24 protein-coding genes and 1 other RNA gene are annotated in these 23,711 nt (G+C 54.1%); 14 read left to right on the forward strand and 11 right to left on the reverse strand.

Going from position 1 to position 23,711, the window contains the following annotated elements; genetic code table 11:
- The first annotated feature begins 103 nt into the window (after positions 1-103).
- Positions 104-925, forward strand: a complete 822-nt coding sequence (gene cof / locus KGP21_RS07220) for an HMP-PP phosphatase (RefSeq protein ID WP_179252235.1) — start codon at positions 104-106, stop codon at positions 923-925.
- 79 nt (positions 926-1,004) lie between these two features.
- Here the strand turns inward: cof and KGP21_RS07225 are convergent, their stop codons facing one another.
- The gene (locus KGP21_RS07225; protein WP_179252234.1) at positions 1,005-2,054 is read right to left on the reverse strand and encodes a PLP-dependent cysteine synthase family protein; all 1,050 of its coding nucleotides are present in this window, start codon (positions 2,052-2,054) and stop codon (positions 1,005-1,007) included.
- A gap of 122 nt (positions 2,055-2,176) precedes the next feature.
- Here KGP21_RS07225 and KGP21_RS07230 point away from each other — a divergent pair, with 122 nt between their 5' ends.
- The 5 genes from KGP21_RS07230 to amtB all read left to right on the forward strand — a co-directional run bounded on the left by KGP21_RS07230 (position 2,177) and on the right by amtB (position 8,201).
- Positions 2,177-2,638 (forward strand): Lrp/AsnC family transcriptional regulator, encoded by a 462-nt coding sequence (locus KGP21_RS07230; protein WP_021180156.1) that lies wholly within the window; start codon positions 2,177-2,179, stop codon positions 2,636-2,638.
- An 80-nt stretch (positions 2,639-2,718) separates the two neighbouring features.
- On the forward strand, positions 2,719-4,494 hold the full coding sequence (locus tag KGP21_RS07235) for a SmdA family multidrug ABC transporter permease/ATP-binding protein (protein WP_223537612.1): 1,776 nt from the start codon (positions 2,719-2,721) through the stop codon (positions 4,492-4,494).
- Positions 4,487-6,265: a SmdB family multidrug efflux ABC transporter permease/ATP-binding protein gene (locus KGP21_RS07240; RefSeq protein WP_223537615.1), complete on the forward strand. Its 1,779-nt coding sequence runs from the start codon at positions 4,487-4,489 to the stop codon at positions 6,263-6,265. The genes KGP21_RS07235 and KGP21_RS07240 overlap by 8 nt, the downstream gene beginning before the upstream one ends.
- Positions 6,266-6,538: 273 nt before the next feature.
- The gene (gene glnK, locus KGP21_RS07245; RefSeq protein WP_004949337.1) at positions 6,539-6,877 is read left to right on the forward strand and encodes a P-II family nitrogen regulator; all 339 of its coding nucleotides are present in this window, start codon (positions 6,539-6,541) and stop codon (positions 6,875-6,877) included.
- A gap of 37 nt (positions 6,878-6,914) precedes the next feature.
- Positions 6,915-8,201: an ammonium transporter AmtB gene (gene amtB, locus KGP21_RS07250; protein ID WP_021180153.1), complete on the forward strand. Its 1,287-nt coding sequence runs from the start codon at positions 6,915-6,917 to the stop codon at positions 8,199-8,201.
- Positions 8,202-8,254: 53 nt separating this feature from the next.
- Here amtB and tesB read toward each other — a convergent pair whose 3' ends face one another.
- A complete protein-coding gene (tesB, locus tag KGP21_RS07255; RefSeq protein WP_021805471.1) occupies positions 8,255-9,118 on the reverse strand; it encodes an acyl-CoA thioesterase II in 864 nt (287 codons plus the stop codon).
- Between the two features lie 235 nt (positions 9,119-9,353).
- Here tesB and KGP21_RS07260 point away from each other — a divergent pair, with 235 nt between their 5' ends.
- A complete protein-coding gene (locus KGP21_RS07260; protein WP_021180151.1) occupies positions 9,354-9,842 on the forward strand; it encodes a YbaY family lipoprotein in 489 nt (162 codons plus the stop codon).
- 54 nt (positions 9,843-9,896) lie between these two features.
- On the opposite strand, the gene KGP21_RS07265 is transcribed toward KGP21_RS07260, so the two are convergent.
- The gene (locus tag KGP21_RS07265) at positions 9,897-10,211 is read right to left on the reverse strand and encodes an MGMT family protein (protein WP_021180150.1); all 315 of its coding nucleotides are present in this window, start codon (positions 10,209-10,211) and stop codon (positions 9,897-9,899) included.
- A gap of 209 nt (positions 10,212-10,420) precedes the next feature.
- On the opposite strand from KGP21_RS07265, the gene ffs reads away from it, so the two are divergent.
- An RNA gene (gene ffs, locus KGP21_RS07270) (signal recognition particle sRNA small type) lies at positions 10,421-10,517 on the forward strand.
- A 73-nt stretch (positions 10,518-10,590) separates the two neighbouring features.
- Here the strand turns inward: ffs and KGP21_RS07275 are convergent.
- Entirely contained in the window at positions 10,591-12,378 is a 1,788-nt protein-coding gene (locus tag KGP21_RS07275) for an adenine deaminase (protein ID WP_179252232.1), read from the reverse strand.
- A 136-nt stretch (positions 12,379-12,514) separates the two neighbouring features.
- Here KGP21_RS07275 and KGP21_RS07280 point away from each other — a divergent pair, with 136 nt between their 5' ends.
- Positions 12,515-13,441 carry a LysR family transcriptional regulator gene (locus KGP21_RS07280; protein ID WP_021805469.1) on the forward strand — a complete coding sequence of 309 codons (927 nt, stop codon included), beginning with the start codon at positions 12,515-12,517 and terminating at the stop codon, positions 13,439-13,441.
- Positions 13,442-13,522: 81 nt separating this feature from the next.
- Here KGP21_RS07280 and KGP21_RS07285 read toward each other — a convergent pair whose 3' ends face one another.
- The 3 genes from KGP21_RS07285 to KGP21_RS07295 all read right to left on the reverse strand — a co-directional run bounded on the left by KGP21_RS07285 (position 13,523) and on the right by KGP21_RS07295 (position 14,660).
- Positions 13,523-13,726 carry an HHA domain-containing protein gene (locus KGP21_RS07285; RefSeq protein WP_021180142.1) on the reverse strand — a complete coding sequence of 68 codons (204 nt, stop codon included), beginning with the start codon at positions 13,724-13,726 and terminating at the stop codon, positions 13,523-13,525.
- A 50-nt stretch (positions 13,727-13,776) separates the two neighbouring features.
- Positions 13,777-14,145, reverse strand: coding sequence for an Hha toxicity modulator TomB (gene tomB, locus KGP21_RS07290; RefSeq protein ID WP_021180141.1), 369 nt, complete (start codon positions 14,143-14,145; stop codon positions 13,777-13,779).
- Positions 14,146-14,306: 161 nt separating this feature from the next.
- Entirely contained in the window at positions 14,307-14,660 is a 354-nt protein-coding gene (locus KGP21_RS07295; RefSeq protein ID WP_094981218.1) for a hypothetical protein, read from the reverse strand.
- A gap of 379 nt (positions 14,661-15,039) precedes the next feature.
- Here KGP21_RS07295 and KGP21_RS07300 point away from each other — a divergent pair, with 379 nt between their 5' ends.
- From KGP21_RS07300 to KGP21_RS07310, 3 genes are read left to right on the forward strand one after another with little or no spacing between them, the layout of a single operon-like run.
- Entirely contained in the window at positions 15,040-15,732 is a 693-nt protein-coding gene (locus KGP21_RS07300; RefSeq protein WP_223537618.1) for a metal ABC transporter ATP-binding protein, read from the forward strand.
- Complete coding sequence (locus KGP21_RS07305) at positions 15,732-16,589, forward strand: metal ABC transporter permease (RefSeq protein WP_094981189.1); 858 nt, start codon at positions 15,732-15,734, stop codon at positions 16,587-16,589. The genes KGP21_RS07300 and KGP21_RS07305 overlap by 1 nt, the downstream gene beginning before the upstream one ends.
- A gap of 25 nt (positions 16,590-16,614) precedes the next feature.
- Positions 16,615-17,493 (forward strand): metal ABC transporter solute-binding protein, Zn/Mn family, encoded by an 879-nt coding sequence (locus tag KGP21_RS07310; RefSeq protein ID WP_209528380.1) that lies wholly within the window; start codon positions 16,615-16,617, stop codon positions 17,491-17,493.
- A 107-nt stretch (positions 17,494-17,600) separates the two neighbouring features.
- Here KGP21_RS07310 and ykgO read toward each other — a convergent pair whose 3' ends face one another.
- The 4 genes from ykgO to sdeX form a co-directional block, all read right to left on the reverse strand.
- The gene (ykgO, locus tag KGP21_RS07315; protein WP_021805462.1) at positions 17,601-17,741 is read right to left on the reverse strand and encodes a type B 50S ribosomal protein L36; all 141 of its coding nucleotides are present in this window, start codon (positions 17,739-17,741) and stop codon (positions 17,601-17,603) included.
- A gap of 12 nt (positions 17,742-17,753) precedes the next feature.
- On the reverse strand, positions 17,754-18,011 hold the full coding sequence (locus tag KGP21_RS07320) for a type B 50S ribosomal protein L31 (protein WP_021180135.1): 258 nt from the start codon (positions 18,009-18,011) through the stop codon (positions 17,754-17,756).
- Between the two features lie 158 nt (positions 18,012-18,169).
- The gene (gene acrB / locus KGP21_RS07325) at positions 18,170-21,316 is read right to left on the reverse strand and encodes a multidrug efflux RND transporter permease subunit AcrB (RefSeq protein ID WP_094981187.1); all 3,147 of its coding nucleotides are present in this window, start codon (positions 21,314-21,316) and stop codon (positions 18,170-18,172) included.
- 17 nt (positions 21,317-21,333) lie between these two features.
- A complete protein-coding gene (gene sdeX / locus KGP21_RS07330; RefSeq protein ID WP_209528384.1) occupies positions 21,334-22,515 on the reverse strand; it encodes an efflux RND transporter periplasmic adaptor subunit in 1,182 nt (393 codons plus the stop codon).
- A gap of 142 nt (positions 22,516-22,657) precedes the next feature.
- On the opposite strand from sdeX, the gene acrR reads away from it, so the two are divergent.
- Together acrR and KGP21_RS07340 are read left to right on the forward strand one after the other, a co-directional pair.
- Entirely contained in the window at positions 22,658-23,305 is a 648-nt protein-coding gene (acrR, locus tag KGP21_RS07335) for a multidrug efflux transporter transcriptional repressor AcrR (RefSeq protein WP_021180132.1), read from the forward strand.
- Positions 23,306-23,326: 21 nt separating this feature from the next.
- On the forward strand, positions 23,327-23,680 hold the full coding sequence (locus tag KGP21_RS07340) for a DsrE/DsrF/TusD sulfur relay family protein (protein WP_021805459.1): 354 nt from the start codon (positions 23,327-23,329) through the stop codon (positions 23,678-23,680).
- The last annotated feature ends 31 nt before the right edge of the window (positions 23,681-23,711 follow it).

Here is a 23,711-nt window from a genome sequence, read left to right on the forward strand (position 1 = left end):
AAGATAAATCAGGAAGCGTTTAGGCAAATTGTTCACTATTACTTCCGCAAATACCACCCCATACTGCGTTGATTGCCATTGTGCTCACATTTACGAGGTTCCTATGTATCGCCTGGCCGCTTTCGATATGGACGGCACCCTGCTGACCCCCGATCACCGTGTCGGGCCGGAAACGCTGAGCGCGTTAAAGCAGCTTATCGACAGGGAGATGGTGGTGACCTTTGCCACCGGGCGGCATTACCTCGATACCCAGCCGATCATGGCGCAACTGGGTTTACAAGGTTACCTGATCACCGGTAACGGCACTCGCGTCCATGATCAGCAAGGGCAGCAACTGCATGCTACCGACTTACCGGAGGAGATTGCCGAAGAAGTATTGCATACCCACTGGCGCACCTCTGCCAGCATGCACGTGTTTCGTGATGAGGGATGGTTGACCGAAACCGCGGTGCCGGAAATGCTGGCTGCACATCATCTCAGTGGCTTTCATTTCCAACTCACCGATTTGCGACGTCTGCCCGCATTTGGCAACAGCAAGGTCTGTTTCTGTGCTCCCCATGAAGAACTCATCAAACTGCAAGGACAGTTGAGTGAACATTTCGGCACCCGTGCCGATCTGTGCTTCTCGGCCTATGATTGCCTCGAGGTGCTGCCAAAGGGTTGCAATAAGGGTGCGGCATTGGACAAGCTGAGCCGCCATCTGGGGCTGACGTTGGCTGATTGCATGGCCTTTGGCGATGCGATGAATGATAAGGAAATGCTGGCGGGAGTCGGGCACGGCGTGGTGATGGGCAATGCCCTGCCACAGTTGAAATCGTTACTACCCCAACTACAGGTTATCGGCCACTGCGAACAGCAGGCGGTGGCTCACTATTTACAACATTGGCTGCGTTCACCACACCTCACCTATTCCCCCGAATTCTGAGGTATTAGCATTACAGCCGGCCGGGTATGACTACCCGGCTTTTTTTATCCCCTGAACTTCGCATTAATAACTTAATAACTTATTTTTCTAACAAGTTAGCCAGTTGGGTACTGTAATGCGTCAGATCGCCGATATGGTTGCTGACCCAGTCGCTGTTGTAATAGGTATCCAGATAGCGTTCACCGCTGTCGCATAGCAGGGTGACGATGGCACCTTGCTCGCCTTTATCCCGCATCTGCTTGGCCAGTTGCAGTGCTCCCCAGACGTTGGTCCCGGTTGAAGCACCAACCTTGCGACCAAGAATATTTTCCAGCCAATAAATGGTGGCGATACTGGCGGCATCTGGCACGCGCAGCATGTTATCGATCACCGAAGGGATAAACGACGGTTCGGCGCGTGGGCGGCCAATCCCTTCGATGCGGCTGCCACAGCTGCCGATGAGGGTGCGATCGCCATGATGGAAGCAGTCGTAGAACACCGAGTTTTCCGGATCGACCACGGTCAGTTGCGTATCATGCCCTTGATAGCGAATGTAGCGCCCAAGCGTTGCCGAAGTGCCGCCAGTACCTGCACTCATCACGATGTGTTTCGGAACCGGGTGCGGTTCGCGCTCCATCTGGCGGAAAATACTGTCGGCGATGTTGTTGTTACCACGCCAGTCGGTGGCGCGTTCGGCAAAGGTGAACTGATCCATATAATGGCCGTTCAGCTCTTTGGCCAACTCCTCTGACACCGCATAAATCTGGGCCGCATGATCGACAAAATGGCTGCGGCCACCGTAAAAGGCGATTTGCTCGACCTTACGTTTAGCCGTGCAGGAAGGCATTACCGCGATAAACGGCAGGCCGAGCAGGCGAGCAAAATAGGCTTCAGATACCGCCGTGCTGCCCGATGAGGCTTCAATAATCGGCGTGTTCTGGTTGATCCAACCGTTACAGAGCCCATAAAGAAACAGCGAACGCGCCAGGCGGTGTTTCAGACTGCCGGTGGGATGGGTGCTTTCATCTTTCAGGTAAAGATAGATGCCGGGAAATTCCGGCAGGTTCAAGCGGATCAAGTGCGTATCGGCGGAGCGTTGGAAATCCGCTTCTATTTCACCAATAGCATATTTTACCCAAGCGTTTGTCATGATCTGGCCTCAAAATAGGGTCTTAATTTATGCAGTAGCATAGCGGTTCAGCGAGAAAAAAGGATTGCCATTTTTCCTGTTTAATCGCCTAATGGGAGAAATATTTTCTATGAAATCACCTTATGTTGGATAAAACAGACCGTAAACTGTTGTGCATGCTGCAACAGGACTGTACGCAATCGCTGCAAGTGCTGGCCGAAGCGGTGAATCTGACCTCAACGCCTTGCTGGAAACGGCTAAAAAGGCTGGAAGATGAAGGTTACATTCGCGCGCGTGTCGCGCTGCTGGATAATGAAAAGCTCGGGCTTGGCCTGACGGCGTTTGTGCTGATAAAAACCCAGCAGCACAGCAGCGAGTGGTATCAGAAATTTGTCGATCTCACCGCCCAGATGCCGGAAGTGTTGGCGTTTTACCGTATGGCGGGGGAGTATGATTACCTGATGCAGGTCGAGGTAGCGGACATGAAAAGCTATGACAATTTCTATAAACGCCTGGTGACCGGCGTGCCGGGGCTGATTGATGTCACTTCCAGCTTCGCGATGGAAAAAATCAAATACACCACGGCGCTACCCGTGCCAGAGTGAAATCGTCACTCTACTGTTGAATGTTAAGGTTGCAGGGCTGCAGCCGGGAATTTGTCGGATACTGTCTGGAATAAAACTGCGTGAGACTCTTTGCTCAAATCGGCTGGTATTTCCGCCGCGAGTGGCGCCGCTACCTCGGGGCCGTGGTGCTACTGATTGCCATTGCCATCCTGCAACTGCTGCCGCCTAAGCTGGTTGGCATCATTGTTGATGGTGTCACCAAGGATCAGATGTCCAACAAGGTACTGATGGCCTGGCTGGGGTTGATGATTGGTACCGCCATTGTGGTTTATCTGCTGCGCTACGTGTGGCGAGTGCTGCTGTTTGGGGCTTCCTACCAACTGGCCGTCGAACTGCGGGAAAACTTCTATCGTCAACTCAGCCGCCAGAACCCGGCCTTCTATCTGCGCCACCGTACCGGCGATCTGATGGCCAGAGCGACCAATGACGTTGACCGCGTAGTGTTTGCGGCCGGTGAAGGCGTGCTGACGCTGGTGGACTCTTTGGTGATGGGGCTGGCGGTGCTGATCGTGATGAGCACCCAGATCAGCTGGCAATTGACCCTGCTTTCCCTGATCCCGATGCCGATCATGGCGATCGTCATCAAATACTATGGCGATCAGCTGCACCAACGTTTCAAGTCGGCGCAGGCCGCGTTTTCCAGCCTTAACGATCAGGCACAGGAGAGCATGACCAGCATCCGTATGATCAAGGCTTTTGGCCTGGAGGATCATCAGTCCAACCAGTTTGCCGAAGTGGCAGCGCAAACCGGCGCGAAGAATATGCACGTGGCGCGAGTTGATGCGCGCTTTGATCCGACGATTTACATCGCTATCGGTGCGGCCAACCTGCTGGCGATCGGCGGTGGTAGCTGGATGGTGGTTAACGGTTCCCTCACGCTGGGTCAACTGACCAGCTTTGTCATGTATCTCGGCCTGATGATTTGGCCGATGTTGGCACTGGCCTGGATGTTCAACATCGTCGAGCGCGGCAGTGCCGCCTATAGCCGTATCCGCAGCCTGCTGGAAGAGGCGCCGGCCGTGAAGGATGGTGAGCTCGATTTGCCTGCCGGGCGTGGCAACCTGAGTGTCGAAATCAACGCCTTCCATTATCCGCAAACCAACAAACCAGCGCTGCATGACGTGGCGCTACAGCTGCAACCGGGGCAAATGTTGGGATTGTGTGGGCCTACCGGCTCGGGCAAATCGACGTTGCTTTCGTTAATCCAGCGTCAGTTCGATATTGATGACGGCCATATCAGCTATCACGGCTTGCCACTTACCCAGATCAAGCTCGACGAATGGCGTTCACGCCTGTCGGTCGTTAGCCAGACGCCGTTCCTGTTCTCCGATAGCGTGGCCAATAATATCGCCTTGGGAAACCCGGCGGCCACTCAGGAACAGATTGAACAGGCAGCGCGCCTGGCCAGCGTGCATGAAGATATTCTGCGTTTGCCCCAGGGTTACGAGACCGAGGTGGGTGAGCGAGGCGTGATGCTTTCTGGTGGCCAGAAACAGCGTATTTCCATCGCGCGGGCGCTACTGCTGGAAGCGGAAATTCTGATCCTCGACGATGCTCTTTCGGCGGTGGATGGGCGCACTGAACACCAGATCCTGCATAACCTGCGCAGTTGGGGGCAAAATCGCACGGTGATCATCAGTGCGCACCGCCTTTCGGCCCTGACGGAAGCCAGCGAAATCCTGGTGATGCAACACGGCTCGGTGGTACAGCGTGGGCAGCATGGGAAATTGGCTGCAGAGCCTGGCTGGTATCGCGACATGTATCGCTATCAGCAACTGGAAGCGGCGTTGGATGAGGCTCCTGATAGCACCGAGGAGGCGTTGGCCGATGAGTAAAATACAAAACATGTGGCCAACGCTGAAACGTTTGCTGGCCTATGGTTCGCCATATCGTAAACCCTTGGGATTGGCGGTATTGATGTTGTGGGTAGCGGCGGCGGCGGAAGTCGCCGGGCCAATTCTGATCGGCTACTTTATTGATAACTACGTTGCCAAAGGGCAGTTGCCGCTGGTGATTGTCAGTTCCCTGGCGGTGGCTTATATCCTGCTGGAACTGCTCGCTGCGGCGTTGCACTATTTCCAGGCCATTCTGTTTAATCGGGTGGCGGTCGGGGTGGTACAGCGGTTGCGCACCGACGTGATGGACGCGGCCCTGCGCCAACCGCTGAGCGCCTTTGATACCCAGCCTGTCGGGCAATTGATCTCGCGGGTGACCAACGATACCGAAGTGATCAAAGATCTCTATGTGATGGTGGTGTCCACGGTACTGAAAAGTGCGGCGCTGATCGGGGCGATGCTGGTAGCTATGTTCAGCCTGGACTGGCGTATGGCGCTGGTGGCGATCTGCATCTTCCCGGCGGTGCTGGTGGTGATGGGGATCTATCAATACTACAGCACGCCGATCGTGCGGCGGATGCGTAGCTACCTGGCGGATATCAACGATGGCTTCAACGAAGTGATCAGCGGCATGGGGGTGATCCAGCAGTTCCGTCAGCAGATCCGTTTTGGCGAGCGCATGAGTGCGGCCAGCCGCTCGCATTACACCGCCCGGATGCAGACGCTGCGCCTGGATGGTTTTCTGTTACGGCCACTGCTTAGCCTGTTCTCTGCCTTGGTGCTATGTGGCCTGTTGATGCTGTTTGGCTTCAGCGGTGAAGGCGCGATTGGCGTGGGGGTGCTGTATGCCTTCATCAACTATCTTGGCCGTTTGAACGAACCGTTGATTGAGCTGACCGCCCAGCAATCGATTTTGCAGCAGGCCGTGGTGGCCGGTGAGCGTATTTTCGAGCTGATGGATCGCAGCCAGCAGAGCTATGGCAGTGACGATCGCCCGTTGGCGAGCGGCCGTATTGATATCAGCGACCTGAGCTTTGCCTACCGCAGCGACAAAAAAGTGCTGCAACATATCTCGTTGCAGGTGCCGTCACGGGGTTTTGTTGCCCTGGTGGGTCATACCGGCAGCGGAAAGAGCACCCTGGCTAACCTGTTGATGGGCTATTACCCGCTGAGCGAAGGGGAAATTCGTCTGGATGGCCGCCCGTTGTCCAGCCTTTCACATCGTACCCTGCGCCAAGGCATTGCCATGGTGCAGCAAGATCCGGTGGTAATGGCGGAATCGGTGCTGGCGAACGTCACGCTTGGTCGCTCTATCGGTGAAGAGGCGGTCTGGCAGGCGCTGGAAACGGTGCAACTGGGTGAACTGGTGCGTAGCTTCCCACAGGGCATCCATACGCGCCTGGGGGAGCAGGGGAATAATCTGTCCGTAGGACAGAAGCAGTTGTTGGCCTTGGCGCGTGTGCTGGTCCAGGCACCGCAGATCCTGATCCTGGATGAAGCGACTGCCAATATAGATTCCGGCACCGAACAGGCGATCCAACGCGCCTTACGGCTGATCCGCGAGCAGACGACGCTGGTGGTGATCGCCCACCGCCTTTCAACCATTGTGGATGCTGACTCTATTCTGGTACTGCATCGCGGTCATGCCGTGGAGCAGGGGAACCATCAGCAGTTGTTGGCACAGCAGGGTCGCTACTACCAAATGTATCAGCTACAACTGGTGGGTGAAGAGTTGGCAGCCACGACGCGCGACGAAACTCAGCCCGCATAATCTTAAGCAAGGGCTCCGCTCCAGGAGCCCGCACCACCAACAGGCAATAGCGCTTTTCAACTCCCTCCTACTGCACTTTCCCAACGCGTAATGCACCAAAAAAGTGCGCAATCTTCCGGCTGCGATCTCTGCTTTCGTCCAGTGCTGGCCTCTGGTTGTGGGTGTTCCTATATAATTAATTGAATTTAAATAAAAAATAATTTGTGGCACAGCCTTTGCTTTATGTGACTCGTACCGGGGGTAAGTTTTTGGGCTTAATCGTGGAGAGGCAATATGAAGCTGGTTACCGTGGTGATCAAACCATTCAAGTTAGAGGACGTGCGTGAAGCTTTATCCTCTGTAGGTATTCAGGGGCTGACCGTAACCGAAGTCAAAGGCTTTGGCCGCCAGAAGGGTCATGCCGAGCTCTATCGCGGAGCAGAGTACAGCGTCAATTTCTTACCTAAGGTCAAAATTGATATCGCTATTGCCGATGACCAACTGGATGAAGTGGTTGATGTGATTAGCAAGGCGGCCTACACCGGCAAGATCGGTGACGGCAAAATTTTCGTTGCCGAATTGCAACGTGTGATTCGAATTCGTACCGGCGAAACCGACGAAGCGGCTCTGTGATCGCAGGCTCAGTCAACTGAATGGGGATGGATTGATAATGAAAAGACTGTTATCCACGTTGGGCCTGAGTTTGGTAACCCTGGTTCCTTCTTTGGCTCTGGCCGCTCCGGCGGTGGCAGACAAGGCGGACAACGCCTTTATGATGATTTGCACCGCGCTGGTGCTGTTTATGACTTTACCGGGTGTGGCGCTGTTCTACGGCGGTCTGTTGCGCTCGAAGAACGTCCTCTCAATGTTGACTCAGGTGACCGTCACCTTTGCCCTGGTGTGTGTGCTATGGGTTATTTACGGCTACAGCCTGGCGTTCAGCGAAGGTAACGCGTTCTTCGGTGGTTTCCAGACGGTGATGCTCAAAGGGATCGGGATAGATAGCCTGACCGGCACCTTTAGCCAGATGATCCACGTGGCGTTCCAGTGCTCCTTCGCCTGCATTACCGTGGCGTTGGTGGTGGGCGGCTTTGCTGAGCGCATCCGCTTCTCTGCGGTGGTTATTTTTGCCGCCATCTGGTTCACGATTTCCTACTTGCCAATCGCGCACATGGTTTGGGGCGGTGGTTTCCTGGCAACCGACGGCGCGTTGGATTTTGCGGGCGGTACCGTGGTGCATATCAACGCCGCGAGCGCTGGTCTGGTGGGGGCCTATCTGTTGGGTAAACGTGCCGGCTATGGTAAAGAGGCCTTCAAGCCACACAACCTGCCGATGGTATTTACCGGAGCCTCGATCCTGTATATCGGCTGGTTTGGCTTCAACGCCGGTTCAGCCAGTGCGGCCAACGGTATTGCAGCGCTGGCGTTCCTCAATACGGTAATAGCCACTGCCGGTGCAATCCTCTCCTGGACCTTTGCCGAGTGGGTCGTACGGGGCAAACCTTCTCTGCTGGGAGCCTGCTCGGGCTGTATCGCTGGTCTGGTTGCGATTACGCCAGCGGCAGGTACCGTGGGTGTAGGCGGTGCGCTGATTATCGGCCTGGTAGGTGGTATTGCTGGTCTGTGGGGCGTGGTTACGCTGAAGAAATGGCTGAAAGTAGACGATACCTGCGATGTGTTTGGTGTGCACGGGGTTTGCGGTATCGTTGGCTGTCTGTTGACCGGTGTCTTTACCGCCTCATCACTGGGCGGAACGGGCTATGCCGATGGCGTTACCATGGGGCATCAGGTATGGGTCCAGTTGATGAGCGTTGTTGTGACGCTGGTGTGGTCAAGCGTGGCCGCGTTTATCGCCTTTAAGGTCGCCGGGGCCGTGGTGGGGCTGCGCGTACCGGAAGAGCAGGAACGCGAAGGCCTGGATGTGAACAGCCACGGCGAGAATGCTTACAACCAGTAAAATACGTTGAATTAAACCCTGAGGGGGCGATGGAAACATCGCCCCTTTTTCATTTAAATATCGCGCTTGCGGATCACGCCTTCTTGCACTGTCGTGGCTACCAGCACACCGTCGCGGGTGTAGAACTGGCCGCGCACAAAGCCACGGGCACCTGAGGCTGAGGTGCTCTCTACCGCATACAACAGCCAATCGTCCATCCGGAACGGACGGTGGAACCACATTGAATGGTCAATGGTCGCCACCTGCATTCCCGGCTCGAGGAAACCGACACCATGCGGCTGTAGCGCCGTCAGCAGGAAGTGGAAGTCAGAGGCGTAGCCAAGCAGATACTGATGGATCCGCAGGTCGTCCGGCATGGTGCCATTGGCGCGGAACCAGACATGGCGATAAGGCTCTTCCACGCTGCCCTTCAACGGGTTGTGGAATTTCACCGGGCGCATTTCGATCGGCTTCGGGCCTATGAATTTGTCGCGCACCTTTTCCGGCAGCATATGCGACAGCTTTTGTGCAATTTCTGACTCCGACATCAATCCTTCCGGCGGTGGAACATCCGGCATGGTGTTTTGGTGCTCAAAACCCTGCTCGGGGCTTTGGAAAGAGGCCGTCATATAGAAAATGGGTTTGCCATTTTGAATGGCGCTAACGCGCCGCGCGCTGAAACTATTGCCGTCGCGCAGGGTTTCTACGTCATAAACAATCGGTTTGCTGCTATCCCCAGGGCGCAGGAAATAGCTGTGGAAGGAGTGAACGATACGCTCCGCAGGAACGGTTTGCTTGGCAGCATACAGCGCCTGGCCGACCACCTGACCGCCAAAGACCTGGCGTAACCCCAGATCTTCGCTTTGGCCACGAAATAAACCTTCTTCAATTTTTTCCAAATCCAGCAGTTCGAGGAGGTTGTGCAGTGCCTGGCTCATAAAGTGGCGATCCTTTTAGTTATCATGTTGCGCAGTGTGCTGAATATGATGGCAGGACGTCAATATATTGCGTTATTTCGGCGAAGGAAGCTGTTGCAGCCAGAGGCATGCGTCATGAGCCCTTCGGGCTATTTAGGTCTAGTCCGATAGGCAGTTGTTAGTATTTTGCGCTAGGTTTAATCAGTGTGGTGGTTTAAGCCACTAACATGTAACTAATAATAAAGGAGACCGACCCATGAAACTCTGGCAAATGGTAGGGGGAGCAGCCGCATTGACGATCACACTGGCAGGCTGTGCCCACAAGAATGCGGATGTGCCAACGCAGACGGCTAACGCTGCGGCCTCGCAAACGCAGATCCAAGGTCCGGTGGTGAAGGGCTCAGTTAATATTCGTCAGCGTATCGCGCTGCCACCGGATGCGGTACTGACCGTGACCCTGTCCGATGCATCACTTGCTGATGCCCCTTCACGAGTGATTTCACAGCAGGCGATACGCACCGAGGGTATGCAGAGTCCGTTCCGCTTTACGCTACCGTATAACCCTGCGGACATTCAGCCTAATGCGCGTATCATCCTGAGCGCGGCGATTACGGTGAATGGCCAGTTGATGTTTATCACCGACACGATCCAGGAAGTGATTAACCGCAATGGGACCCAGGCCGATCTGCTGCTGGTACCGGTACAAAACGTTCCGGTTCAGGTCACTCCGACCCCAGCTCCGTAAGCAGCAGTGCCTGCATCTGACAGCCTTTGCGCCTCTGGCCAGAGGCTGTTTTTTTTACCCGTGCCAGCCATACAGTTCAAAATCAACCGTGCTCTGCGGGCCGAAAATAATTCCCTCTGCCAGTAACGCCTGCCGTTGGCGCTGAAAATCTTCACCCTGCTGTGAGATCTGCCCGTGGCGGTTAATGACCCGGTGCCAGGGTAGGGTGCTGCCCTCTGGTAAACGCCGTAATACGCCGCCAACCTGGCGTGCCGCCCGGGGTGAGCCTGCCAGCCGTGCAACTTCGCCGTAGGTGGTGACCTTGCCAGGAGGAATGGCGGCCAGGATATGAAATACGCGCTGGCTGAAGGTTGCGTCTTCTGGTTGCATGGCTCTCTTCCTGCGTGATGAGTTAGGCGGCGAATATTTCGCTCCTGACAATTTAGCAACATTGCTGCTTGGTAACCAATCCAAACGAGTGCGCGATAGGGGGAGATGGGTAAGAAAACAGCGGTTGCTCCCGGTTGGCTTGCTATTTGCCTGGCCATCACCGATAATGCCCACCGCTTCGCAATTCAAGAAGCCGTCAATGGGGGCCCTGTTGGTTCTCCCGCAACACTAACTGGTGAACTCGGTCAGATCCGGAAGGAAGCAGCCGTAGCGAGTGACGTGTGTGCCGGGATGTAGCTGGCAGGGCCTCCACCAATTTCTAGCTTTCTCCCCCCAAAAAAAGCACCGACAAGCCGCCGATGCCTTACCTATATATTATTTATGCCGGGGTTTCCCAACAGGCAACCAGCGGATCAACGATCTGGCGTGTTGTGCCGTCGGTCAGGCCCAAATCCGTCAGGTGCGGTCCGGCATTGCATGCCAGGCAGGTGCCCTCAATCGCTTTGAAAACCCGGTAGGGTGGTTCCCAGTCTGCAACCTTGGCACTCAGATCGCGCAGGTTTTTAAACTGCTGCGCCAGCTGTGCGGCGGGAAGATCGGAAAGCATACCGGCGATCGGCATGGCCACCTGCGCCAATATTTCACCGTTCTGGCTGAGAGCCATGCCGCCACCGGTAGCGATCAGCGCGTTAGCGGCCAGCGCCATGTCATTAGGATCGCGGCCCAGCACCACCAGGTTATGCGAATCATGAGAGTAGCTGGTGGCAATCGCCCCCCGTAGTTCGCCCCAACCTTCCAGCAATGCCAACTGAGGCTTGGCTGGGTGTCGGGCGTGGCGATGCTGTACCCAAATCAGACTGAATCCCGGCGGGAGCTGTACCTTGCCGTCGCGCACTTCTACCGTGGTTTCATTCCATTGGGTAAAACGTGCCCCTTTGATATGGCGCAACGTGGCCTGGCCGTGACGAATGGCCGCAACCCGCATGATGAAATCATCTGCGGTCAATGGTGGCAGATGGAGCGTGTCACGTGGTGCGGATACGCCTGGCGTAGCTTGTACTGGAGCCAGCATTTTTCCCTGCTCTGCCAGACACTGACCAGCAACGTAAACCCGGCTGGCCTGGAGGTATTCCAGGGAGTCAAAGACGACCAGATCGGCGATCCTTCCTGCGGCAATCAGGCCAAGATCGTTTCGCTGCAAGCGAATGGCGGCATTGAGCGTAGCCATCCGTAGTGCATCGGTGGCCGATAATCCGTGTTCAATCAGCAGATTGAGCAGGGCGATAACGCCGCCTTTCTCCAGCAGCATATCGGGCGGGACATCATCAGTGCAGAGGGTGATTTGGGAGGAGAAGTGCGGCAGCGATTTTAATGCCGCAACGATTTCAGGCAGCAGATAAGGGTGAGAGCCCCGGATCTCCAGCGTCAGCCCAGAGCGTAGTTTCTCCAGAGCATCGGCAGCAGAGGTCAGCTCATGATCGGAGGTTACGCCTGCGGCCAGATAGGCTTGCAACTGCGGACCGCTCAAACCGCGCGCGTGGCCTTCAATCAATTTGCCGCTGTTAAGCCCGGCGTTTAGGATCTCCTGCATTCGTTCGCTGCCGTGCAGCACGCCGTGCATATCCATCACTTCCGCCACGCCGCCCACTTCGGGCCAGGCTAACATGGTATCCATCTCGTTGCCGCCAAAGTCGGCACCGGACATTTCCAGCCCAGGCGTCGAAGGCACGCTGGAGGGCGCCGCGCAGATCACTCGCAGGGGCAGGTTGCGGCTGGCATCCACCGCGTAGCGCACTCCCGCAACGCCAAGCACGTTCGCCAATTCATGCGGGTCCCAGAAGATGGTGGTGGTGCCCTGTGCGACGACGATCTCGGCATAGCGTTCTGGCAGCAGGTGGGAACTCTCAACGTGCACATGGGTATCGATCAGACCAGGGCTGAGGTAGGCTCCCGCCAGGTCTTGTGTCCGATGTGCCGTTGGCAAGGAGCCACAAGGATGAACGCTGGCGATCAGCGGGCCGACAATGCCAATATCAACCAGGCGAATTTCCCCGGTGACCATGTCGATCAGGTTGGCATTGCTCAGCAAGAGATCAAACGGCGTATTCCCCAGCGCAGCCTGTACGGCACGTTGGCGTTCACCGTTACTGACAGAAAAGGTGGTCATGATAATCCCCGGAATAAGAGTAAGGGAGTTACTGTAGGCGGGGGCGTAAGCTTTGCACAGATGATTTAATTTATTGCGTGATAAGAAACGTTTATGCTGTGGCAAACGTTTACCTCTTTTTCTGGCAGGTTAGGTTATGTCCGAGCCATGGCGACGGTTACCCGCGCTTTCCCTCAAGCAAATTCAGTACTTTGTGACCCTGGCGCAGCTACGACATTTCACTGATACCGCCAGCCGTCTGGCGATCAGCCAGCCCGCGTTAAGCAGTGCGTTGAGGCAAATTGAAACCGTGCTTGGCGGGAAGTTAGTCAATAGAACGGCCTCTGCAGTGACCCTGACGGAACTAGGCACGGCGATCCTGCCGCATGCGCAACGGCTGCTGAATGTGGCTCACGCTACCTTTGATGATATGCAGCGCGTCATGTTGGCCGGAGGGGATGGCACGTTACGTATCGGTCTGGTGCCTTCGGTGAGCAACCTGCTGTTTCCTGCGGTACCGCGATTGCTGGCGCAACATTTCCCGCGGTTACGCGTAGAATTCCACGATCAAACCAATGATTCCCTGCTGCTACAGTTGGAAAATGGGCAGATAGATTTCGGCATAGGGGCTTTGGACAGCTCGGTGCCAGATCGGCTTGAGATTTATCCGTTGCAGGAAGATCCGTTTGTGGCGGTGATGCGCCGGGACGATCCCTTGGCGGATCCATATCATCTGCCCTGGCGGCAATTGGCAAACAGAGATATTGCGGTATTTTCGAAAGGGAATAGCAGTCGATTGGTATCGGCACTGGCGGAAAGCCATCGTCTGAACTTAACGGCGCGTTATCAGGTCGATTTTCTGGAAACGCTGTATGGTTTGGTGCGGTCACAATTAGCGGTGGCTATTTTGCCGCAGCTTTATACGACGCATTTAAACGATGAAGAATTAACCGTTATTCAATTACAACAGCCATTACTTAACCGCACTGTGGCACTTATGCGCAGCGCAAAACAAAATCACTCACCTTTAATTGAAAACTGTTTCCAGTTGCTACTGCACGATTTTCAACTCAGGGGCAAGTAAACTTGAGTTTTTAAGATAATGCTTAATCTGAGCGACCATTGAAGCCGATAATATTATCGGCTCAACGCAAGGCTACTTTGATTATCTTACAAATTTCCAAACGGCGACCGGAATTTTATCGTATAGCTTGTTCATGGTCAGTTCGGCCAGGCGATGATCGGCGGCAGAGTAGAACAGCTCTAGCTCATCGTCAGAAAGTTCGTACTTATTTTTCTCGATCACGCGCTCAAGGGTTTCAATCGTGGTGCATTTACGCAAACGCATCAGATAGTCAATTTTTGTCATGATAACCTTTAGTCTTATTAACCATAAATTTATTTGAGGATAATTATCCCCTAAGTTTTCATTGTGGTACAGACGCCCTCTCCTGAGAACAATCTGAATGTGCGTGCCTTGGTTTTTTGCCAGCGACGCAAATCGGAGTCATTAATACCGTAGCTGCTAAACAGCGTGTAGGTATCGTCGAGGTACTCTTCGACCAGTTCCGATAAATCACCTTCGTCCATGTATTTAATTTTAAAACTCATTACAAACGAAGCAATATGTTCGATCAGCTCATTAAGCTGCAGATTGACGGCGGACGTTGGATCGTTTACCCAGCCGTGATGGCTGTCACCCAGGGTAGCGATGCCTTCGTCGTACAAATTTTCACACAAAAATTTGAGTTGAGCAATATCGTGCCTTTTAGGCGAATACTCATCCATATCATCCCCCGTCAGTCTTAATTTCGGTGTTGATAACACTCTGTGAGTACATTGATTTACATCATATGTTGTGAAGCTTAGCTTAGCTCAGGCTTAATAAACTTTCAGCATATTAAATATAAATCATTTTTTGCCATTTAGCCTGTTACTATTACCGAAACTTACAATTCGTCAGCGGTTGATGGCCGTGAGTTGTCGATAACCTCAAACACCAAACCCTTTTCCGTCACGGTAAAAGTGACAGAATCATTTATGTATTCGTCACCACTGATATCCAGGCATGCGTTAAAAATCGACCACTGATAGCGGTAACTCATTGAATACTCGCTATTACCGATGCAGTTAATCTCAATAATTTCTAATGAGCCTTCCACATAGCGTGCATTCTCGGAGTAAAAGCTTAGCCCACTGGTGAGCGCCGGTACCAAGTCAGATAATTGATTATCGACCACTTTCCTTAATTGTTTCACAGAAAGTGTGTCTACTTCGGAACAACGGCTTAGCGTTACTAGCATTTGGATATCTGGTTGTATCACATTCTATGCCTCTATCTTACTCCTTTTCCAGCCTTGATGGGCAAACTTTTCACTGATTAACGCTTTTTTACCCAGCTTTGAGATTTTTACCGCTCGATAGTTCTGCCGCTCACTCAGCAGCATCGGCTCGATAACCTGGAAATGTTACGTTCCGTTGCATTATTGGCACTTGAACGACTTGAGGATCTCTAGATTGTGTGATGTTATATTATTACATTCGTGTCATCTTTTTGGCGATAACCATGCTGCCTTTCCTTCCCGTTACCCTGTTTACCTCAGCCGCAGTCTTGCGCTGCGGAGCCGTTAGCGTATTGCTGACCTTACTATGGCTAGCCATTACGTGGGCGGTTGCGCTGCCATGATAACGCTACAAAATGCCATCGTGGGTTATGACCACGTTCCTCTGTTTCCGCCGTTATGCGGTCGTTTTGCCGCCGGTTCATTAACGGCGGTGATTGGCGTTAACGGCGCCGGCAAATCTACGTTGATGAAGTCGTTGGCCGGGTTGCACCCGCTGCTGGGCGGCAAGCTACATTTTGCGGGCGGGAAGGCTCCGGCGAAGGCCTATTTGCCACAACTGGCGGAGCTGGATCGTCAATTTCCTATTCTGGTTCAGGATTTGGTCGCTATGGGCTGCTGGCCACAAAGCGGTCTGTTTGGCGGTGTGAATAAACGCTCCATGCAGCTTATTGCTGGCGCGTTAGACACCGTGGGCATGAGTTCCATGGCGCGTGAGGCGGTGGGGGAGTTATCCGGTGGGCAGCTGCAACGCGTACTATTTGCCCGTTTACTGGTCCAGCAAGCGCCACTGATTTTACTGGATGAGCCCTTCACCGGCATCGATTCGGCAACCACTCAACTGTTGCTGCAGGTCATTGCGCAGTTACACCGGCAGGGAAGAACGGTGATTGCCGTATTGCACGATATGTCTACCGTAGCCAACCATTTCCCCGAAGCGTTGTTGCTCACCCCTGAACTCTGCCATTGGGATAACGCCGAGCGCGTGTTAGCGCATTATTCGACGGCGGCTAATCAGAGGGGGGTAGCGTAATGACGCTACTCCATCTGTTGCTCGATCCTTTTATCTCTTTCGGTTTTATGCGCCGGGCATTGGTTGCCTGCCTGGCAATATCGCTGAGCGCTGCACCACTAGGCGTGTTTTTATTGCTGCGCCGGATGAGCCTGGTGGGTGATGCGCTTTCCCATGCGGTATTACCCGGTGCAGCAATCGGCTATCTGATTTCTGGCATGTCACTGGTAGCCATGGGCGTAGGGGGATTTATTGCCGGGTTGGCCGTAGCCATGCTGTCCGGGCTGGTGAGCCGCAAAACCCCGTTAAAAGAGGACGCCAGCTTTGCGGGTTTCTATCTGGGGTCGCTGGCGTTGGGCGTCACGTTGGTCTCTTTACGCGGCTCGAGCGTTGATCTGCTGCACGTCCTGTTTGGCTCGATCCTGGCGGTGGATGCGCAGGCGTTGGTTATGGTAGGCATTATCGCCAGTATTTCGTTGATGATGCTGGCAGTGCTGTATCGGGCTCTGGTGATTGAATCCTTTGACAGCACTTTTTTACGCGTCAGTGCACCAGGCTCGCTGGCGTGGATCCACGGGCTTTTTCTCGCTTTGGTGGTGATCAACCTGGTGGCCGGTTTTCAAATCCTTGGCACCCTGATGTCGGTAGGTCTGATGATGCTACCGGCGACCTGCGCCCGGTTTTGGGCGCGAGATTTACCGCAGACATTAGCCGTGGCTATGGGGATTGGGCTGCTCGCTAGCCTGGTTGGTCTGGAGTGGTCCTACTACGCTTCATTGCCCGCAGGCCCGGCGATTGTCCTCAGTGCCAGCGTGATGTTTTTAATGTCGATTTTGTTTGGGACGCGTGGCGGGATGTTGCGCCGTGCGCGTCATTGAGAAGTGCTATCTGCAAGGAGAAAACATGAAATCTTTACCCATAACGCTGGTGGCAGCTGCTCTGCTCGCCAGCCCGTTAGCGCAGGCGAAAACCGTTGAGGCCGTGGCCAGCTTTTCTATTCTTGGCGATATCGTCAAACAGGTGGGGGGTGAACATGTAAAGGTCAGCACGCTGGTTGGCCCTGATGGCGATCCGCACAGTTTTGAGCCATCGCCGCAAGACAGCAAGCAGCTGGTGCAGGCCGATGTGGTGTTTGTCAGCGGATTGGGGCTTGAAGGTTGGATCGATCGGTTGGTGAAGGCTTCCGGTTATCAGGGGCCGGTGATCACCGCATCCAAAGGGATCGAGTCGCGCAGCATGGAAGAAGAGGGCAAACAGGTCACCGATCCACACGCCTGGAACAGCATGAACAATGGCGTGCAGTATGCGACCAACGTGATGCATGCGCTGATCGCTGCGGATCCTGAAGATGCCGCCTATTTCCGCCAACGTGGTGGTGAATATATTCAACAGCTTCAGCAGCTCGATGGTTGGGCCAAAGCACAGTTCGCAGCGGTGCCACAGCAAAAGCGCAAGGTGCTGACCAGCCATGATGCTTTCGGCTATTTTGGCCAAGAATACGGCGTCACTTTCCTTGCCCCGGTCGGTTTTTCTACCGAGGCTGAAGCCAGCGCCAGCGATGTCGCCGGATTGATCAAGCAGATCAGGCAGGAAAAAGTCCAAGCCTATTTTATTGAGAACCAAACGGATCCGCGCTTGGTACAGCAGATCGCGGCGGCAACGGGGGCGAAAGCGGGAGGTGAGTTGTATCCTGAAGCACTATCCAAACCGCAAGGCCCGGCAGCCAGCTATGTGCAGGCATTCAAACACAACGTCGAGGCCATTGTTGGCAGCATGAAGTAAATTTTCCTCCCACCGCATGCGGTGGGTTTTTCCTTTGCAGTGGCATTTGGCAATAAAAAAGCCCCGTTGAGCAGCAACGGGGCTTTGGTTACCAGTGACACTTTGGCTTAACGCTTCTTCTTACGTCCCTGTACCGCTTTATAACGCGGGTTGGACTTACAAATCACAAAGACGCGGCCATGACGGCGCACAACTTTGCAATCCGGATGGCGACCCTTCGCCGAACGCAGTGAACTCAATACTTGCATCATCAACCCCGATTATTTTCTGCTGTTAACCAAATGGCCAAACCGCTGCTGGAAGCGCGCGGTGCTGCCTTCTTTTGAGAACTCTTTCTGCTTGCCGGTGTAGTACGGATGCGAAGCGGAAGAGACATCTATGGTGACGTAGGGCCAGCTTTTACCTTCAAGCTCGATAGTGCGATCGGTTTTGATGGTCGACCCCACCTTGAAGTAGGTATCGGCGCTAAGATCGTGAAATACCACGGTGCGGTAGTCTGGATGGATGCCTGCCTTCATGATGACCTCAATTGTTATGTTATACTATAACAATTATTATGCACCTCTCTGGGATCGGGATCAACCTCAAAATTGCGTGGATCAGCGTTGGGTCTATTGGCTAACTAGCAGGCATAAAAAAGGCCGCTTGCGCGGCCTTGGTTGTCAGTAGGAAAGCATCAGTGATGCTTAACCGGATGGGCGTGTTCCATATCTTCAGTCTTTTTACTGAAGCGGCGGCGAACCACCACGAAGAACACCGGTACGAAGAAGATTGCCAAGACGGTAGCTGTCACCATCCCGCCCATTACGCCGGTACCTACCGCGTTCTGAGCGCCGGAGCCTGCGCCGCTGCTGATAACCAGCGGCATAACCCCGAGGATAAAGGCCAGTGACGTCATCAGGATTGGACGCAGACGCATACGTACCGCTTCCAACGTTGATTCGATCAGCCCTTTACCTTCTTTATCCATCAGGTCCTTGGCGAATTCCACGATCAATATCGCGTTCTTCGCCGACAACCCAATGGTTGTCAACAAGCCTACCTGGAAGTAAACGTCATTTTCCAGCCCGCGCATGGTCGCGGCCAACAGAGCACCGATGACGCCCAGTGGCACAACCAACATAACGGAGAACGGAATCGACCAGCTCTCATACAGAGCGGCCAGACACAGGAACACCACGATCAGTGAGATGGCGTACAGTGACGGAGCCTGGTTACCGGACAGACGTTCCTGATAGGACATACCGGTCCAGTCATAGCCGACGCCGTTTGGCAGTTTCGCCGCCAGTTGTTCCATCATGTCCATCGCTTCACCGGTACTCTTACCCGGGGCAGCCTGGCCAAGGATTTCCATTGATGGCAGACCGTTGTAGCGTTCCAGACGCGGTGAACCGAACTCCCATTTCGCCGTGGAGAAGGCGGAGAACGGAACCATCTGCCCGGTGCTACCTCGCACATACCAGTTATTGATATCATCAGGCAGCATACGGAACGGAGCATCAGCCTGCACGTACACTTTCTTCACACGACCGCGGTCGATAAAGTCGTTCACATACGAGCCGCCCAGTGCGGTGCCGAGAGTCGTATTAATATCGCTCAGGGAAACACCCAGCGTTTGTGCTTTTTCCTGATCGACGATCAGTTTGAACTGAGGCGTATCTTCCAAGCCGTTCGGGCGTACGCCGACCAGCAAATCAGGATGCTCTGCCGCCATGCCCAACAGCTGGTTACGTGCTGCGGTCAGTTTTTCGTGACCCAGGTTAGCCTGATCGATCAACTGGAAGTCGAAGCCGGTCGCCGTCCCCAGTTCCACAATCGCTGGCAGGTTAAAGGCAAATACCAAGCCGTCTTTAATCTGCGAGAAAGCTCCCATTGCACGAGCAGCAATTGCCGGTACCTTGTTCTCTTCACCTTTACGCTCAGACCAGTCTTTCAGGCTGACAAACGCCAAACCGGTGTTCTGACCCTGGCCGCTGAAGCCGAAGCCATTAACTGTGAACACCGAGTTAATGTTGTTACCTTCTTTCTCGTGGTAGTAGCGGTTAACTTCGTCCAGGACTTTCTGGGTACGTTCCTGAGTGGCACCCGCTGGCATTTGTACCATGGTCAGCAGGATGCCCTGGTCTTCGTCCGGCAGGAACGAGGAAGGCAAGCGCATGAACAGCACCGCCATACCAACCACGATCAGCAGGTAGATCACCAGATAACGCCCGGTGCTACGCAAAATGTTCGCTACGCTATCGGTATAGTGGTGGGTGCTCTTCTCAAACAGGCGGTTGAACCAGCCGAAGAAGCCGGTCTTGATGCCGTGATCGCCTTTCGGGATCGGTTTGAGCATGGTGGCACACAGCGCAGGCGTCAGGATCAACGCCACCAATACCGACAGCACCATGGCGGAAACGATGGTGATCGAGAACTGGCGATAGATTGCCCCGGTTGACCCACCGAAGAAGGCCATCGGGATAAATACCGCTGACAGCACCATGGCGATACCCACCAATGCGCCCTGGATCTGTTCCATCGATTTCTTGGTGGCTTCTTTTGGCGGCAGGCCTTCTTCAGCCATGACACGCTCGACGTTTTCTACCACCACGATGGCGTCATCCACCAGCAGGCCTATCGCCAACACCATGCCGAACATCGTCAGGGTGTTTATCGAGAAGCCAAACATTGCCAGGATGGCGAACGTCCCTAGCAATACTACCGGCACGGCGATCGTTGGGATCAGCGTAGCGCGGAAGTTCTGCAGGAACAGATACATCACCAGGAACACCAGGATGATCGCTTCAATCAGGGTTTTTACCACTTCGTTAATGGAAATCTTAACGAATGGGGTGGTGTCATAAGGGTAAACAACTTTCAGACTTGCAGGGAAGAACGGTTCCAGTTTGGCCAGTTCTGCCTTCACTTCTGACGCCGTGTTCAGGGCGTTGGCACCGGTTGCCAGCTTGATACCGATACCGGCAGCAGGCTTACCGTTATAACGGGCAATGACGTTGTAGCTCTCACCGCCCAGTTCAACCTTGGCCACATCACTCAGGCGTACCTGCGAGCCGTCCGGGTTGACTTTCAGCTGGATCTTGCTGAATTCTTCCGGTGAGGTCAGGCGGGTTTGCGCGATGATCGAGGCGTTCAGCTGTTGGCCTTTCACCGGTGGAGTCCCACCGAGCTGGCCTGCAGCAACCTGGTTGTTCTGAACCTTGATCGCAGCGATAACATCGCCCGGGGTCAGTTGGTAGTTGTTCAGTTTGTTGGGATCAAGCCAGATACGCATCGCGTACTGGGCACCGAACAGTTGAACGTCACCCACACCAGAGGTACGGCTGATAGGATCCTTGATGTTGGAACCTACATAGTCCGCGATATCCTCTTGCGTCATGCTGCCATCTTCGGAAATAAAGCCCGCGACCATCAGGAAGCTGCTGCTTGATTTCTCAACGCTAACGCCCTGTTGCTGTACTTCCTGCGGCAGCAGCGGCATTGCCAGCTGCAGCTTGTTCTGTACCTGTACCTGAGCGATATCAGGGTCAGTACCAGAGTTGAAGGTCAACGTAATCTGGACGTTACCGGACGAGTCACTGTTGGAGGACATGTACAGCAGGTTATCGATACCGTTCATATTCTGTTCGATAACCTGCGTCACGGTATCCTGCACCGTTTTGGCGTCAGCGCCCGGGTAGTTGGCGGAGATCGTGACTGCTGGTGGCGCAATGGTCGGATATTGCGCGATAGGCAGCTTCATGATCGACAAGATGCCCGCCAACATAATGATGATGGCGATTACCCATGCAAATATGGGGCGATCTATAAAGAACTTAGCCATGTATTACCGGCTCCTTTTTATGACTTCTTCTCGGGTTCAGACGCAGTCTGTGGCTTGCTATCAACTTCTTGCGCTTTCACCTGAACGCCAGGTCTGATTTTCTGCAGGCCAGAAACAATGACGCGATCGCCCGGTTTCAAACCAGCCGTCACCAACCACTTGTCGCCAATCGCCTGCGCGGCGGTCAGCGTACGTACTTCCACTTTATCCTCCGCACCGACAACCATCGCGGTAGCTTCGCCACGCGGGTTACGGGTGACGCCCTGTTGCGGAACCAGCAAGGCATCGGTACGCACGCCTTCGTCCAGACGGGCGCGCACGAACATACCCGGCAGCAAGGCATCGTTCGGGTTAGGGAAGATGGCACGAATAGTGATGGAACCGGTGGTTTCATCAACGGTCACGTCGGAGAATTCAAGCGTTCCTTCTTGCGCATAGGCCTGGCCGTTTTCCAGCAGCAGTTTCACTTTGGCCTTGCCGTTTTCCTGTTTCAGGGTGCCGTTAGCCAATTCCTGTTTCAGGCGCAGATAGTCGTTGCTTGACTGGGTCACGTCGACATACATCGGATCCAGTTGTTGCACGGTAGCCAGCGCATTGGCCTGACCGGAAGTCACCAGCGCCCCTTCGGTTACCGATGAAAGGCCGATACGACCAGAGATTGGGGAGGTCACTTTGGTGTAAGCCAGGTTGATACGCGCGGTTTCCACTGCGGCCTTGGCAGCGATCACGGAAGCGTTAGCCTGCAGCAGGGTGGAGTTGGCATTATCGAAGTCTTGCTTACTGATGTAGCTAGTACCCAGTAAAGGCTTGTAACGGTTGACCGTCAGACGCGCGATTTCTGCCGCGGCCTGGGCTTTGGCCAGGTCGCCTTTGGCACTGTCATAAGCGGCTTGATAGGTCGCTGGATCGATTTGATACAGTGAAACACCCGCCTTGATGTCGCTGCCTTCAGTAAAGTTGCGTTTCAGGATGATGCCACTAACCTGAGGGCGAACTTCGGCGATGCGGTATGCTGCGGTACGACCAGGAAGATCGGTAGTAATATTGAGAGGTTCAGCCTTCAACGTCACCACACCCACAGCAGGAGCCTGGCGTTGGGCCTGTTGTTGGGTTTCTTTATCATTACATCCTGTAAGCACTAAGCTGCCTGAAAGCATCAGAACTGCCGCCAGAGGCGTTAACCCTCTGTTTTTGTTCATAGAAAAACCTCAAGTGTCCGATTTCAAATTGATCAATGGATCACAAGCTTTAAAACCCATTGCTGCGTTAATTTTATCTGCGTGCTATGGTACATACATTCGCGAATGTATGTAAATCACACTCCCTGTAAAAAACAACAGCATGGCACGAAAAACCAAACAGCAGGCGCAAGAAACACGACAGCAGATCCTTGACGCTGCGGTGAGGGAATTCTCTGAACGTGGCGTATCAGCAACCTCACTGACAGATATCGCCACCGCTGCCGGGGTGACACGTGGTGCAATTTACTGGCACTTCAAGAACAAGGTAGACCTGTTTAATGAAGTTTGGGAGCTTTCAGAGTCGAAAATAGGCGACCTGGAGATAGAGTATCAGGCAAAGTATCCCGATAATCCACTGCGTATTTTAAGAGAGATTCTGATTTATATTCTGACCGCTACGGTCGATGACTGTCGGCGCCGGGCATTGATGGAGATCGTGTTCCATAAATGCGAATTTATTGGCGAAATGATGCCGTTACATGACGCTCGCAAGGTGCTTTACCTTGAAGGCTATGATCGTATCGAACGCGTTTTACGCAACAGTATGGATCACGGGCAACTCCCTGCCGATCTGCATACCCGCCGGGCCGCAATCATCCTGCGTGCTTACATCACCGGCCTGATGGAGAACTGGCTGTTTATGCCGGAAAGCTTTGATCTCAAAGCCGAGGCGAGTATCTTGGTCGACAGCTTCCTAGAAATGGCGCAGCTTAGCCCTTCCCTACGTGTGAACGCGCCAGCCCGGTAGACCTCGATAAGGAGAATCCAAATGTCATCTCTGTTACTGATTGCCAACGGTGCGGCTTATGGCCAGGAATCGTTGTTCAATGCGCTACGTCTGGCGATCACCCTGAAAGAACAGCAGCCCAAGCTGCAGTTAAAACTGTTTCTGATGTCCGATGCGGTCGTGGCGGGCATTGCCGGGCAGCAGCCGCGTGAAGGTTATCATTTGCAGCAGATGCTGGAAATTCTGACGGCGCAGCAGGTACCGGTCAAACTCTGTAAAACCTGTGCCGATGCCCGTGGCGTCAGCCAACTGAAGCTGGCCGATGGCGTAGAAATTGGCACGCTGGTGGAATTGGCCCAGTGGACGCTGGCGGCAGAGAAAGTGCTGACTTTCTGAGTCCCAGGCGATTCATGTCCTGCAATGCTTT

Origin of the sequence: Serratia sp. JSRIV004 (genome assembly GCF_019968705.1) — a bacterium.
In the GTDB taxonomy this organism is placed as follows: Bacteria; Pseudomonadota; Gammaproteobacteria; order Enterobacterales; family Enterobacteriaceae; genus Chania; species Chania fonticola_B.